Raw genomic sequence first — 15325 nt, forward strand, 5'->3', positions numbered from 1 at the left:
CTCCTATTCTTGTAGTTATGAGCAAGCAGCCACCGGTGGATCCGCAAGAGGCCATGGAACCGGTCCGCGCCCTTATCGGCGATCGGCTCCGGAACGAGGAGGGTCGGCCCACCCGGGCCCTGGTGGTGGCTGGCCCCCCCCGCAGCGGCAAGACCAGGCTGGCCACCCGGGCCCTGCTGGCTGGCATGGAGCAGTTCGGCGATGGTGCCAGCATGGCCGTATCAGGTAGGACCGCGGCCGACCAGGTCAGCCGCCAGGTCATTCTGGAGCGGGGCAGGTCCGACCGCACCCGGCCTGTGGGCACCCTGCAGGCCCTGGCCTTCCGTCTGCTGACACGGTCCCGGCTGGCCCAGGGGGGCCACGATCCGCTCCTGCCCAGACTGCTTAACGGTGCCGAGGAGGATGCCCTGCTCAGGCAGGTCATGACCGTCCATCTGGAGCATGTACAGGCCGGGGATGACTGTGCGGTCTGCCGACTCCTGGAACGCTACTTCCGCAACGGGGCAGGCTGGTCGGCCGTCCTGGTTGGCGACGGTCAAGGACGGGTCGTAGGGGTCGCCGACAGGTTCATCGCCCAGCTGCGGGACATGTTCGCCCGCATGACGGAATTAGGCCTGGACAGGGGTGACCGGGACCAGCTTCTGGATGCCTTGGCCGTACAGCCCATGGACCCTGACCGTCGCGACCGGCTGGGCCTGCAGTGGCGGCTGGCTTTCGCCCTGGAAGATGAGTATCGCCAGAGCATCACCGAGAGCTACCCGGACGAATTCCGTCTGGACCCCTCCATGCTCATGGTCGAAGCTTCCCGCACCCTAGGCGGGCTGGCTGATGACGACCTGCCTGACCTGCTGGTCGTGGACGACTGGCAGGACATCACCCTGGCCGGGATGGGCCTCTTGCAGGGCTTGAACCAGGCTGGCTGCCGACTCCTTCTGGTGGGCAACCCCAATCAGTCGGTCCAGTCCTTCCGCGGCTCCTATCCTGAGTTTCTGGCCACTCGCCTGACGGCCTTGTCCAAGCCCATGCCAGGTGCCGCCGCCCCCCTGCTGGCCCAGGATTTCGCCTGCCTGGGCGCCGCCACCGTGACCCTGAAACCCCGGAGGATGGTGGTTCCTGAAGCGGCCGCAGAGCATGCCAAAAGCGTCCAGGGCTCCTACGCCGATCTGGTGGCTGCCAGGGTCAGCCTGGGCATCGCCGGGGTTGAGGAGAGCGACACCCCTCTGCCCGACAGACCCGGCAAGCTGCCCGCCTGGCCCGGCGCCGGCCCGGTGGCGCCCCTGGCCGCCGGTGACAGCCTTATCTGCGACGGCAGCGTGCAGACCAGGCTCTTCCACACCCCTGACCAGGAGGACGATGACCTGGTTTGGCAGATCAAGCATGAGTTTCTGGCCAACGATCGTGACTGGAACGACATGGCCGTCATCGCCCACGACAACATGACCCTGCGCAACCTGGGCCGCAAGCTGCGCGTTCAGGGCGTGCCGGTGCGCTTCTCCTCGGTTACCCGTCCGCTCAGCCAGGAGCCCGCCATCCAGGGGCTCTTCGCCCTGGTCGAGCTGGCCCAATCGGTGCTGGACCCTGGTGTTGCCGGAAGCGCCCCGGACGATCCCGCCCAGGTGGCAGCCTGGATCCGTTCGCGCCTGCGCACCCTGATGGCTGGCCCGCTCTTCCGGGTTCCCGCAACCGCCGCTCGTCAAGAGCGTCCCGTCAGGATGGAACGCCTGGAGTCCATCATGGAGACCATGGCTGCATTGGCCCCCCTGTCCGACCAGCAGGGGAGCGACCCGGACTCAGCGGGCTCCTTGGAGGACCTGCCACTCCTGGGACAGGCCTGGCAGACCTGGGTCGAGGACCTGGCCGAGCGGCGGGCTCAAAGGGACCGTTCATCCGGCATCAGCGTCGATGACTCCCTGTTGACCAGGCACGATTCCGTCGAGCCAGGGGACGGGTCTGGTCCCTTCTCCGCCGCCTCGGCCCCAGACCAGCCGGTGGATCTGGGAGACCGGGATGGTCAACAGCCAGCAATTCTGTCGGTTCAGGCCTTGGAGACCCTGCTGGTGCTGGACCCGGATGACCGATCCTCGGGAATCATTCTGGAGGCCATGACCGCCATCGCAGGAGGTCGCCGTGAGGATCCTGACGTTCAGGTCCTGGACAAGGCCCTGCAGGTTCTGCGCCTGACGGCCACACGCATCAGCGCCCTGGAGGACCGTCAGCCCCAATACGTGCTCTGGGAGGCCTGGCGGAGCCTGGACCTGGCCGACGACTGGCAGCGGCGGGCCTTGATGGCCACCCAGGAGGGTGAGGAGGCCAATGACCGTCTGGACGCGCTTATGCGGCTCTTCCAGTACGCGGCTGGCTCCCGTCGTTTCCCCACGGTCGAGGCCTTCATGGACCAGGTGCGCACCATGCAGATCGAGGCCGACTCACTGGCGCGGATCGGGCCCATCGAGCACGCCGTCACCCTGACCACACCCGCCGGGGCCGCGGCCCTGGCCACTGACTGGCCTCTGGTCTGGCTGCCCGCCGTCCAGGACGGGGTCTGGCCCAATCTGATTCCCCGCGACACCATGTTCGGGGCCGAGGAGCTGGCCGATCTGGTCCTGCACGACCGCATCGGCGACCCCCTGGCGGACACGCTCAGCCACGATCCTGCCCTGCGCTCCATCCTCTACGCCGAGAAGAAGGGTTTTCTGGAGGCGCTGACCCGGGCCCGGACCCAGGTACGCATCAGCGCGGTCTGGAACGATGACCTGGTTCCTTCGGACTTCCTCTACGGCTATCTGCCTGAACGTTATCCGCGCACTGCAGATATGAGCCAGGCCGAGTTCAGCATGGTCGGCGCTGGCTCAGGCGGCAGTGAGCGCTACGGGGGGCTGGAGGTGTCTGCTAGGGGCCTGACGGCGGCCGCCCGGTCCATCCTGGCTGTCCAGGCGCTGCTCCCGGAAGATCGAGTCGACCGTGAGCGAGTGGACGATGCCGTGCAAGCTCTGCGGCTGCTGGCCGATCAGGGCCAGGATTCTGCCGATCCCCGGCATTGGCCTTTCCTCTATGACCATGACCAGGAGGGTGCTGCTGAACCGGCCTCGGCGGAAGAAGTTCATACTGCACAGGCCGCCGAGTCAAGGGCTGTGGGCGCCGCCACAGGTGTCGCATCGGTTACTGAAAGGGACCATGCCCCTCGTTCTGCACATGCTTCCGTCCATCAAACCGGGCAGGCGGATCAAACGCAAAACCGTGACCAGGGTCGTGAGCACCGCCATGAGCACCGGTTCGACCGCCAGGTGGTCCTTCTTTCGCCCTCAGCGGTCGATGCCATCTGGAACTGCCCACTGGAGTGGGCCCTGGGTGACCAGTTCTCCGGCCCCTCCCCGTCAAGGGTGCCCACGGAGTTCGGATCCCTGATTCACAAGGTGGCCAGTGAGGGCACGGCCCAGGGTCTGGACCGTCCCGGCCAGGGTGATCCTGACGCCCGCCAGCAGCAGGTGCGGGATGCGCTCCTGGACATCTACCAGGATCTGGCTCCTCAGGAACAGCGCCTGCGGGACCCTGACGAACTCTATGACCAGCGCGGTCGCAGCAGCAGGGTGGGGCCCATCCTGGACAACCTGGCCTCTTATTTCGTCCGCTCATCGGATTCCGAATACGGCCTGGAGGGCAAGAGCCCGGTCCCGGTCGGCGACCTGCTGGGGGTCCAGAGCGAGCGTTCCTTCGACGTCAGCCTGTCCGTAGAGGACCTGGTCCCTCTTTGGAAAGCCACCTTCCCTGACAGGCCTTTGGATGCCGACGGGCTCTTTGCCCTGATGTCAGGCCTGGTCGACGGCTTCCCCGCAGCCCTGGATGCCAGGACGACGGTCAGGCTGACCGGCCGCATCGACCGTCTGGAGGTCAGGTCCCTGCCCGAGGGCATCCGTCTGCGGCTGGTGGACTACAAGACCGGCAGGGTCCCCTATACCCAGGGGCAGCTCTTCAACGACCTGCAGCTGGTCTGCTATCAGCTGGGACTGGCCTTCCCGCCCACGCCCGGCAGCAGCCCGGAGGTGGGGGCGGCCTGGAGCTCGCCCCAGGCACCCGATCTGGAGAGGACCGAGGGGATGAAGCTGAGCCAGTCCCTGCTCCTGCAGCTGCAGGCTCCGCCCAAGGATGCGCAAACGGGCCTGCGCCGGGAGGAGATGGCCTATCAGCCGCCCCTGTTCGAGGGTGACAGGCTGGTCACCATCGCTCAGCCCAGAACCGGCATGCCCTCCCCGCTCAAGTCCAAGGCCGAGCCTGCGGATCTGCCTGATCAGGTGCCGCCTGGGGTGGATGCGGACCTGTGGGCCATGGTCCGAGCCGCCAGGGTCTCCTCCCAGGCTGTATGGGGGCTGACCATGATAGCCAGGGTCTTCTTCGCTGCCGGGGTCAAACTGGCGGCTGGCCTGGATGACGCGGTCTTCGACCCGGCCCGTTGCCATCGGGCCGGCAATGGCCAGGAATGCCAGGCATGGCAACTGGTGGCGCCCAATCTACTGGAGGATCAGGAATGAAGCAGACTGCCGAACAGTCCGCCATTGTCGATGCGGATGTCAATGAGGATCTTCTGGTGGTGGCCGGCGCCGGCTCGGGCAAGACCATGACCATGACCAGCCGGATCATCGCCCTGATCCGCCGGGGAGTGCCCTCCGAGCAGATCCTGGGGCTGACCTTCACCCGCAAGGCCGCCTCCGAGCTCCAGTCCAGGGTGGGGGCTGCGGTCATCCGACGCGACCAGGGCAGAGGCGCCCCGACCGTGGATCCCGAACGCAACTTCCTCAAGCCGACCGTGTCCACCTATGATGCCTTCTTCCAGTCCATCGTGCGCCAGTATGGCTTGCTGGTGGGCATGGACCAGGACACCCGTCCACTGAGTTCGGCAGGGGCCTACCAGCTGGCCTCCCAGGTGGTCGCCGACCATCTGGATCTGATCTTTCCCGCTGGTTCCTCGGCGCAGGAGGGCGACTCCGACGACCTGGGCTCTGCGACCTTCTCGACCACCGTCAACCGGGTCCTGGCCCTGACCGGGGCGGTGACCACCTCCATGATCAGCAGCGACTGCCCTGATTTCGATCAGGCGGTGGAGCGGATCCGCGCCTGGGACCGCGCCTTTGTGGATCGAGCGGACCAGCTCATCGGCGACCAGCCCGTGCCGGCCGCCGAGACCAAACCCAGCGGGACGCCGCCCAAGCGCAGCAAGAAGGAGACCGACGAGCACTATCAAGGCAAAATCAAGGCCTTCCAAGACAAGCGGCAGAGCATTCGCCTCTACCGGGTGGATGCCATGCGACGGGCGGTTCTGACACGCGAGAAGCTGCTGACCCTGGTCCAGGACTACCAGCGGGCCAAGCGGCAGGCCAACATGGCCGAGTTCGGCGACTTCACCCTGGCCGCCTTCCAGCTGGTCGAGCGTTTCCCCTCCATCAGCGCCCAGCTGCGGCGCCGCTACAGTCACGTTTTTCTGGACGAATACCAGGACACCTCCACCACCCAGGCTCTGCTTCTAGCGGCCATCTTCCATCCGCAAAATCGACAGGAGGATCAGGGGAGTGCGGACCAGGCGCCCGGCAGATCCGCTGTGACCGCCGTGGGCGACCCCTTCCAGTCCATCTATGCCTGGCGCGGGGCCAGTCCCGGGGCCTTCCGCACCTTCCAGGCCCAGTTCGGCATGCTGGCTGACCGGCCCGCCTCCGGCGGCGGTCCTCTGTCTGGCGTGACCGCCTTTGGGCGCTCGCAGGACCAGGACCCGCTGACCCTGTCACGCACCTTCCGCAACTCCAGCTGGGTGCTCAAGGCCGCCAACCAGCTGACCGTCCCCCTGCGCCATCGGGGCCAGGAGAGCCGGTCCGAAGCTGAACTGCGCGAGGTGGACGTGGCCAGGCTCCGTCCCCGTGAGGATGCCGACCCGGGTACCGTGGGCCTCCTGGGCTACAGCACCGGCGGCCAGGAGATCGATGGGGTGGTCAGGTTCGCCCTCAAGGCGCGCGAGCTCTATGGCAATCAGGGTGACGCGCCGCACGTGGCTGTTCTCTTCCGCTCCAAGGCCGCCCTGCCCAGGTACCGCGAGGCCCTGGAGGCTGCAGGGCTGAGCTGCCAGGTCGTCGGGTACTCCTCCCTCTTTGATCGACCCGAGGTCATGGATCTGCGGGCTCTGCTCTCTCTGATCTGTGACCACACCGACAGCGATTCTCTGATGCGTCTGCTGGCCTCGGCCCGGTTCGGCATGGACGCGGCCGACCTGAGCGCTCTGGCCTCCCTGGCCGCCAAGGTCAATGAGGACAGCCAGTACCGGGCCCTGGTTAGGGCCGGCCTGGTCGAGTCCGACCCTGATCCGCGCCGCCGTCGCGAGGATCTGCACCGTTACCGTGACCAGGTTCCCAACGACGTTTTCCTGGTGGATTTGCTCCTGCGCGACGACCTGCCAGACCTCTTGAAGAGTTCCGGGCTCTCTGTTAGAGGGCGGGCCCTGGCCGCCGAGGCCGCCCGGGTCATTTGCCAGGTCCAGGCCGAGTCCTCGGCCCCCCTGCGTCAGGTGGTCATCGCCGCCATCCGCGCCCTGGATCTGGACGTGGACCTGGTGCTGGCCCGCTCCCTGGCCAATCCTGGACATCCTCTGGAGCCCAGCCAGGCCAAGATGGGCATCCAAGCCCTGCTGGATCAGGTGGATGTCTACCTGTCCGAGCTGCCCCAAGGCCTGGGGCCCAGCCTGCGCGGGTTCGTCTCCTGGCTGTCATCCCTGGACCAGAGTCCCGAAATGCCTGCTGACGGGGACGACCGCCATGCCGATGTGGCCCTGATGACCGTCCACCAGGCCAAGGGTCTGGAGTGGGATGCCGTGGCGGTTGTCGGGCTCAAGCGTGGAGCCTTCCCCAGCAGCCAGGGCGACCGGCTCACGGTCAAGCCCGCCTCGGACCGGCCGGTGGTCCAATCCCCGGATGGCCCGGTCTACCAGTACGACTGCACGGCCCGTACCTGGCTGGTCGATCCCGAGTCCGTGCCGGTGCCGGTGCGGGCTGATGCCATGATTCTGCCCCGCTTTCCTCACGATGCCCCCTTGGGCGCTGACCCTGAAGACCTGCTGGGTCGGCTGGATCTGGCGGGCCTGGAGGAGGAGGCCATGGGCCTGTCTCGGGAGAGCGGGCTGGATGACCAGGCGCGCCCGGTCCGGGCCGATGCCATAGTCCCCTCTCAGCGCGAACAGTACGGCCGTCGGCTGCTGGACGACGAGCGGCGGCTGATCTATGTGGCGGCGACCAGGGCCCGACATGACCTGCTGATGACCTTCAGCCAGGATTCCCAGGCGGAGTCTGCGGCCCTGAACACACCGGCTCCGGACCCGGATAAGGCCTCCAACTTCTGGACCGAGCTGGCGGAGCTTTTCCAGGAAGAGCCCGATGCGGTCAAGCTGGAACAGGCAGAGGATGCGCAGGAGGGCCAGCCAACGCCGCCCTTGGGGCTCTTTGTCGGTGAGAACGCCCAGTCCTACCGCCAGGCCATTGTCGACCGTGCTCTGAAAGAGGTGGATCAGGTCGCCGCCCGCGACGGCGAACGGGATCAGGCGCTCTGGCCTCCGATGCTGAATGCGCGTACCCGTGAAGCCCTGGATCGCTCGGCCGCCTGGGTGCGCGCCGGGGAACCAGGCGACCCCGCAGTTGATCAGGAGGGCGATGACGGGCTCTACGCCAATGCGGTCCGCGTCCTGCAGGTCAGCACGGGTCGTCTGGGTGTCGCTGATGACCAGCTGCTCACGGATCTGGATCTGCTGCGGCGCACCGGCCGACGGATCCTGGGGCATGGGGCTAGCAGCGTCACCGCAATCCAGGCTGGTTCGGCAGGGGACGACCCCAAGATGGAGAGGGATTACTGGCAGGGGCTGGTCAGACCCATACCTCAGGTGGCCTCCCCGCAGGCTGAGGCGGGCACCCGCTTCCACGACTGGGCCAGACGCTTCATCCTGCCCGATGTCTCCGCCCCTGAAGGACTGGTGGACCTGCCCGATCAGGCGGAAGCGCCGAATCTGCTCGATGGTCCGCTGGGTCCCGGGGCCATGGCTGAGCGGGCCCGCATGCTGGCCAGGCTTGACCAGGAGCGGGAGTCCCTGGATTCCCAGGCCGATCCCGTGCAGGCCCGTCTGCTGACCTGGGAGCAGCGGCTGGCTGAGTCTGACTGGGCCCAGCGCACCCCCGTCTGGGTGGAACGGCCCATCGTGGCGGTGCTGGCAGGCCAAATCGTCAAGGGCAAGCTGGATGCCGTCTTCGCAGGCGGACTGGACCCAGATCGAACGGATCTGCGTTACACCATCGTGGACTGGAAGACCGGAGCCCGGCCGCGCGGTGAGGAGTCGACCAACCGCCGTCTGGTCCAGCTGGACTTCTACCGGCTGCTCCTGTCACGCTTGGAGGGTATCGGCCTGTCGACCATCGACGCCTGCCTTTATTATGTAAGCGAAGACCGGCCCCAGGATCGACTCATCAGGGCCCGTGCCAGGACCGAAGAAGAAATTCTCGCATCCCTGGCCGAGGGCATACCCGAGCAGTCGGACGAGGACTGAGTCTGCGGCAGACCCCGCCGGATAAGGCGATGGGTGCCGCGCATCAGTAATCATGAACAGCAGGCGATCGGCAGACGGCCAAAGGCCGGCATGGGGCCGGGCACGCCCGAATGGAGCAATGAGACAGATGACTACGTCCAGTATTCACGACCAGGCCTCCCGGCGGAGGGGGAGTGTGGAAATACGACCCATGGTCTGGGCGGACATGCCCGACCTGGTGGGGACTTTTGACGCTACTTGGAAGGTGCAGGAGGATCCCGAGGGCACCGTGTCCCGGCTGAGCGCCGCCCACTTCATCCTGCACTACCTGGTGGGTACCACCAGGGCCCGGATAGCTGTCGATGGGCAGGACTTTCTGGGGGTGACCCTGCTGGCCGAGGGGGTTGGCGAACTGTGCTTCCCCCAGGCCCAAGACGAGCTGGAGCGAGTGGACCAACAGCTGTCTGCCACAACCTTGGGCGCCCAGACCCTGGACCGGGCCCGCCAGTGGCAGCTGACCGAGGTCAGGCTGGAGGAGCAGTGCGGCCTGGCGGTCCCGCCCCAGGCTGAATTGAGGCTCTTCCTGGTCTCCAGCCGTGCCCGGGGACGCGGCGTGGGCGGTTCCCTGTGGCGGGACACCCTGGAGCATCTGGACCAGGCGGGTATCGAGCGCTTCTACCTGCATACGGATTCCTCCTGCGACGTGGGCTTCTACGACCACAAGGGCATGGAGCGGTTGGCTGAGCTCAAGGGGCGGGACCATGCGGCCTTCGCCGGGCGCGACCCCTCCGACGACCCGCAGTTCTTCGAGGGAATCGACGACATCTTCATTTACGGAGGCCGTGTGAGCGACCAGCTGGGCAAGGACGGTGATCATGGCGGCCGCTAAATCCCCCTTCCTGCGCCTGTTCACCTACCCGGGCGCCGCCGGTTTCTGCCTGTCGGCCGTCCTGGCCCGCCTGCCCCTGGGCATGATGGGTCTGGGCATCGTACTGGCCCTGAACAACATCTATGACAACTGGACCTCGGCCGGGCTGATGAGCGCCGTCTACACGCTCTGCGCGGCCCTGGTCACCCCCTTCTACGCTCGTCTGTTCGACCGGTTCGGCCAGCGTCGGGTTGGAGTGACCGCCCTGATCGTGCAGGCTCTGGCCATACTGGGATTTGCGGTGGGAGCCATGCGCCGGGTTCCCTTGGGAGTGCTCTTTGTGCTGGCGGCCCTGATGGGCCTGACCCAGTTCGCCTTCGGAGCCCTGGTGCGCACCCGCTGGGCCTGGGTGCTGCGCGATGACAAGACCAATCTGCTCAACACCGCCTACGCCCTGGAGTCAGGTCTGGACGAGTGCGTCTTCATCCTGGGGCCTATCCTCTCCGCCTACCTGGCCACCTCGGTCAGCCCGGTCTCCCAGCTCTACCTGCCCGCTCTGGCCCTGCTGGTTGGCGGACTGACCTTCTTCGCCATGCGTTCCACCGAGCCCCCGGCCGTCGTTCGCATGGAGGCCGTCGACCAGTCGCCAGCGGATCATTCCCCGGTGGACGCCCACGGAACCGTTCTGCCAGGTGACACTGACGGCCACCAGGGCTCGCGCTCGGCTCTGGTCTATCCGGGCATCCTCCTGCTGGTGGTGATCTTCGTCGTCTTCAACATGAGCTTCTCGGCGGTGGACGTCTCGGTGACCGCCCTGACCAAGTCCATGGGCCGCGAGGGTGCGGTAGGCCTGCAGCTGGCCCTGTTCGCCCTGGGGTCCCTGTGTGGGGCGCTGATCTTCGGCTCGGTCAAGCTCAAAGGATCCCGCTGGCGCTATCTGACGACCTTCCTGGTGCTGCTGACCCTGGGCTACGTGGTCTTCCGCCTGGTCATGGACAACCTGGTCCTGCTGGGTCTGGCCGAGGTGCTGACCGGCCTGTGCGTCTCGCCCATCTTCGCCACCGGCAACCTGATCGTGCGCGAGAACGTGGATGCCCGGGCCCTGACCGAGGGCCTCTCCTGGCTGTCCACAGGCGGATCCATCGGCACATCCTTGGGATCAACCCTGGCCGGAGTCGCCCTGGATCAGTTCGGGCCCCACGGCGGCATGACCATCCCCGCGGTGGTCACCTGCTGCGCTGTTCCTCTGGCCCTGCTGGGCTGGGCCAGGAGCCGCAGGAGGGGTATGGTCGTGGAAAAGACCGAAAATGCATAGTGAATGAACAGTCGAGAAGGAGGCAGCCGATGATCCGCGTATCGGTGCTGGGCGCAGGCGGACGCATGGGAACCGAGGTGGTGCGTGCTCTGAAGGGCGCGCAGGATATGCAGACGGCCCTGCTGCTGGGGCCGGATGACGATCCGTCGTCCATCAATCCGAGCAACACGGATGTGGCGGTCGACTTCACCAGCCCCGATGCCGTCCTGGCCAATACCCTGACCCTGATAGGGCAGGGGGTTCACTCCGTCATAGGCACCACCGGCTGGACCAAGGAGCGTCTGGACCAGGTCAGGCAGGCTCTGGACGGCCATCCCGGGCTCAGCGTCTTCATCGCCCCCAACTTCGCCATCTCCGCAGTGCTGGCCGACCGGTTCGCAGCCATGGCTGCCCGCTACTTCGAGTCGGCCGAGGTGGTCGAGCTGCACCATCCTGACAAGGTCGATGCCCCTTCCGGCACGGCTCTGGGGACCGCTTCCGCCATCGCCGAGGCCCGCCGTCAGGCTGGCATGGGTCCCATGCCCGACGCGACCCAGCAGGCTGATGCTTCCAGGGGCCGGGTGGTTGACGGTGTCCATGTCCACGCCGTCCGGCTGCGGGGACTCAATGCGCACGAGGAGATCCTCATGGGCAACCCCGGCGAGCAGCTGACCATCCGCGCAGACAGCTTCGAGCGTGTCTCCTTCATGCCCGGAGTCCTCCTGGCCGTGCGCCGTGCCGGGAGCATTCCCGGACTGACCGTGGGCCTGGATCACTATCTGTTCTGATATCCGCAAGAGCGTCCCCTTCTGCAAGTAGCGTGAAGATATGACTGAGACTGGTGTCCATCTGCTTCCTCCTGCCCCGTTTGGCCGGGTGATCCCCGCCATGATCACGCCTATGAATAAAGACGGATCCGTTGATTACGAGGCTGCCGCCAATCTGGCCCGGACCCTGGTGGCCGATGGGGCTGACGGCATCCTGGTCAACGGCACCACAGGCGAGTCTCCCGTCACCCACATGGAGGAGAAGGTCAACCTGGTCAGGGCCGTCAAGGATGCCGTCGAAGTGCCTGTCATCTCCGGAGCGGGATCCAACGACACCGCGCACACGGTACGGATGGTGGAGATGACCCAGGAGGCCGGGGCCGATGCCCTGCTGGTGGTCATGCCCTACTATTCGCGGCCCTCCCAGGATGGGGTGGTGGCCCACTTCCGCTCGGTCTGCCAGTCGGCTCAGCGACCGATTATTCTCTACGATGTGCCTGGACGGACCGGACTGCACGTCGAGCTGGACACCTACCGGCGGCTGGCCGAGCTGGACGGGGTAACAGCCGTCAAGGATGCCACAGGCGACCTGGCCTCCATGCCCCGCAAGCGCCAGGAGACCGGCCTGACCTGGTATTCAGGTGACGATGGCCTCTATCTGCCCTTCCTGGCCCTGGGCGCGGTAGGCATCATTTCGGTGATCGCCCATGTAGCCTCCGGGCCTATGAAGCGCCTGGCCGATGAATTCGATGCCGGTGACCTGGATGGCGCAAGGAATTTGGCTGCACGTCTGGATCCGCTGGTCCAGACTCTGAATGGCCAGGGTCAGCAGGCCGTCATGGCCAAGGCTGCTCTGAAGGCAGCCGGAAGACTGGATCAGACCGCCATGAGGCTGCCCAATCTGGGTCCCGATGAGGATCAGGTGGCTCTTGCCCGTAAGGGCATGAAGGCTGCTGGACTGATCTGAATTACTCCTAAAAGCAATAGCGCTATTGCCCCTTCTCCAGCCACGTCCACCGGGTACAGCAGGTGGGAGTAAACCGTTACTGGTTGTTGGCCGCTCCCGCCGGCTGTTAAGGCAAGGGGGGTCTGTGCCGGGGGATGTTCAGCAGTGTTCGGCTTGAAGGTTGTGGGTAAGAGTCTTTCAATAGGGCTTGAATTATTCCAAAGCTGAGGCTTTTGGGTGACCTTATGCAACAAGGTGGTTATTTGGTTTCCCACTTTTCGATGATGCTGGGTAAATAGAACGGCATCCTGCCGGTTTCGAAGAGGTTGAAATTCGTTTCTTGTGAAATCCGATCCGTGGTCAAAGACGAGGTCGATGCCTTAAAGCCTCAGGTCTATAATCAGAATAAAGGTGGTGTCGGGTGGAAGACGTCGTTGTCTGAGGCCCTTGGTTATTTGTGAAGCCTTTCTCGCCGTTAGCAGGGTTCTTGGGTTCCGTGCTTGCGCAGGTGCAGGGCGAAGGGTGAGTGGTGGTGATGTCTGTGTCCAGCGGGGTGTCGGATGGCGCCGAGGATCGGGTTGATGCGTTTGTCCTGTCGTCGGTGATGTCGAGTGTGGTCGGGAGCGTCCCGCATGCGCGGCCTGGCGCCCGTGAGTTCTCCTTGGGCGGGGTCCTGTGGAAGACGGTGCTGTACGCGTTGACCTATGTGGCCGGGTTCGCCTGCGGCTGGTTCCTCCTGTTTGACCAGGACCAGGATTGGGTGCGCATGCGGATAGGTCAAGCTACGTTTCCCGTACTGTTCTCTATTTTTGCTGTGACTATCCTGTTGGGGCGGTATGAGGATGGGAAGGGGTGTCCGGGGCCTTGGTTTGTGGTGTTGTGCGTGGTGCCGTCCTGGATGCTGGCCAAGGCGACGGGGTCTGCTGGCGCGTCCTTGTTCTGGTGCTGCGTGGTGGGCGTCGTCGGCGCCTTGTGGTTCGTGCTGGACATGTGGGCGATCGGGAAGTGCGCGAGCACACATCGTGACGCGGCTTTCGAGTGGCTGGCGGCCTGGGCGCTGGTGTTCGATCTGATCGTGCTGATCGCCTCCCTCCTGGGAGCCTCCAATGATGACGACGATGCCAGCCGGTGAAGCCGGACGGCGGGCTGCGCCATGGGTGTGTTTGCGTTGATGTCGATATTGGATGTTCCGTTCCGACAATTCGTCGGGACGGGCTTATGAAGAAAGTGAAGGTGAGGATTATGGCCAGTGCCTTGTTATCGAAGAGGCCGCCTCGTGTGGATGTGATGAAGGGGTACGAGCCCATGTACGATGCGACCATGCAGGAGTGCATGCAGCGGCCCTTCTACCTGTATGCGAGGGGGAGGGGGCGTTCCTGCCGCAAGGAGATATGGGTTTTCGCCGCGTTCATCTGGGTCTTGGACACCTTCCTGACCCGCTTGTTCTCTTCGGGTCTCTTGGCCGTCATACCGGGGCTGTTCTCCCTGGCGGTTCTGGTGCCTATGTATGCCCTGATGGTGCGGCGTCTGCATGATCTGGCCCTGTCGGGGTGGTTGGCGCTCGTCCCCTATGTGCTGGAGGTGGTGGGCGTGGGTCTGATTGTCGGTCCGATGGTGTCGGATGCCTTGGAAGGGCTGGATCCGTCCGCCCCTTCGCCTACGGGGATCGTCATCCTCCTTCTGGCTGTGGTAGTCCGGCTGGCCATCATGTGCGTTCCCTCGCGTCGCCGTCATCCAGTTGTCGATAACGGAAGCCTCGGTGCGAGTCAGACTGGCACGGCACAGTATCCAGGGGACCCGAACGGACAGTGACCCCTCTCCTGTAACAGGAAAGGGTGAACCTCGACGATGCGGGATGGAAAGAGACCTGCATGAACGGCACTGATGCAGGACCGGAATCGACGGCTTGGCGGGCCGGACGGCGAATTCGAGGCCTTAAACAGGATGGTGGTGCGTGATGGCTGATGGTGTTTCCGGTTCCTTGCGGCTTCCTGCGGGGAGGTCCTGGCTGCAGAGCGCGTCTTCGATCATGTCGCGGGTGGCGGGGTGCGCGCGTCATGCGCCCGCGGGTGAGCGTGTCTTTTCGCGTGCCGGCGTGGTGCGCAAGCTGGCGGTGTACGGGGCGGCCTTTCTGGCGGGGTTTGTGCCGGGCTGGGCGTTCCTGTACGACCAGGATGAGCTGTGGGTGCGGTACCGTTTTGCTCTGTTTCTTCTGGTGGGCCTGTTCTCCATTTTTGCGATGGCGTGGTTTTTAGGCCGGTTCGAGGGCCGTGGGGGGCGTCCGGGGTTCTGGTGTCTGGCTTTGACGATGCCGCTGATGCCCTGCTGGGGGGTGGTGTTCGGCGCGATTACTGGCATGTATCCGGGGGTGATGCGCTGGGTGTTGGTGTCGGTGGCCGTGTTGGTGGTTGCCGGGGTGACCTGGCTGCGGTTCGTGTCGGATCGGGTGCATAGCCGTGTGGCGGCGTGGGCGGCTTCGGCTGTGTCGTGCGTGGTGCCGTCGTGGATGCTGTGCCTGTTGTTCGGGGGCTCTCCATTGTCGTGCCTGCCCTGGTGCATAGCGGTGGGCGCGACGGGCGCCTTGTGGTTTCTGCAGGACCTGTGGGCTATCGATTATTGCGCGGGCGACGATCGCGATGCCTCCTTCGAGTGGCTGGCGGCCTGGGCGCTGATCTTCGACCTGATGACCCTGGTGGCCGCCCTGGCACGCGGCGGCACCGCCGCACAGGATCAATGAGGGGGTTGCTGGTAAGGGAAGGAAGGTTGACGTACCTGTCGCGCATGTGGTCTGCTTGGCCGCAGTCGGGTTGGATGCAGGCTGTTTTGTTTGCTACTGCGCGGCGGCAAGTGGAGTCCTGTAGTATAAGTAATCGTTCAGGCTTTTACTGGGCTTCAGGCCTTACGTGAA

The 15325-nt window shown here is 65.3% G+C and carries 9 protein-coding genes; all 9 read left to right on the forward strand.

Annotated features, from left to right (window positions below; all coding sequences use genetic code 11):
• The first annotated feature begins 35 nt into the window (after positions 1–35).
• A complete protein-coding gene (locus RAM15_RS01765; RefSeq protein ID WP_306221800.1) occupies positions 36–4526 on the forward strand; it encodes a PD-(D/E)XK nuclease family protein in 4491 nt (1496 codons plus the stop codon).
• The gene (locus tag RAM15_RS01770; RefSeq protein ID WP_306221801.1) at positions 4523–8563 is read left to right on the forward strand and encodes an ATP-dependent DNA helicase; all 4041 of its coding nucleotides are present in this window, start codon (positions 4523–4525) and stop codon (positions 8561–8563) included. The genes RAM15_RS01765 and RAM15_RS01770 overlap by 4 nt, the downstream gene beginning before the upstream one ends.
• 127 nt (positions 8564–8690) lie before the next feature.
• Positions 8691–9431, forward strand: a complete 741-nt coding sequence (locus tag RAM15_RS01775; protein ID WP_306221802.1) for a GNAT family N-acetyltransferase — start codon at positions 8691–8693, stop codon at positions 9429–9431.
• Positions 9418–10725, forward strand: a complete 1308-nt coding sequence (locus RAM15_RS01780) for an MFS transporter (protein WP_306221803.1) — start codon at positions 9418–9420, stop codon at positions 10723–10725. Before RAM15_RS01775 ends, RAM15_RS01780 begins: the two co-directional genes overlap by 14 nt.
• Before the next feature lie 29 nt (positions 10726–10754).
• Positions 10755–11492 (forward strand): 4-hydroxy-tetrahydrodipicolinate reductase, encoded by a 738-nt coding sequence (gene dapB, locus RAM15_RS01785; protein WP_306221804.1) that lies wholly within the window; start codon positions 10755–10757, stop codon positions 11490–11492.
• A gap of 40 nt (positions 11493–11532) precedes the next feature.
• Positions 11533–12438, forward strand: coding sequence for a 4-hydroxy-tetrahydrodipicolinate synthase (dapA, locus tag RAM15_RS01790; RefSeq protein WP_306221805.1), 906 nt, complete (start codon positions 11533–11535; stop codon positions 12436–12438).
• Between the two features lie 520 nt (positions 12439–12958).
• On the forward strand, positions 12959–13549 hold the full coding sequence (locus tag RAM15_RS01795; RefSeq protein WP_306221806.1) for a hypothetical protein: 591 nt from the start codon (positions 12959–12961) through the stop codon (positions 13547–13549).
• Positions 13550–13659: 110 nt separating this feature from the next.
• Positions 13660–14229 carry a DUF805 domain-containing protein gene (locus RAM15_RS01800; RefSeq protein WP_306221807.1) on the forward strand — a complete coding sequence of 190 codons (570 nt, stop codon included), beginning with the start codon at positions 13660–13662 and terminating at the stop codon, positions 14227–14229.
• Positions 14230–14374: 145 nt separating this feature from the next.
• On the forward strand, positions 14375–15154 hold the full coding sequence (locus tag RAM15_RS01805) for a hypothetical protein (RefSeq protein ID WP_306221808.1): 780 nt from the start codon (positions 14375–14377) through the stop codon (positions 15152–15154).
• The last annotated feature ends 171 nt before the right edge of the window (positions 15155–15325 follow it).

Source organism: Bifidobacterium asteroides (genome assembly GCF_030758775.1).
GTDB lineage: Bacteria > Actinomycetota > Actinomycetes > Actinomycetales > Bifidobacteriaceae > Bombiscardovia > Bombiscardovia kimbladii.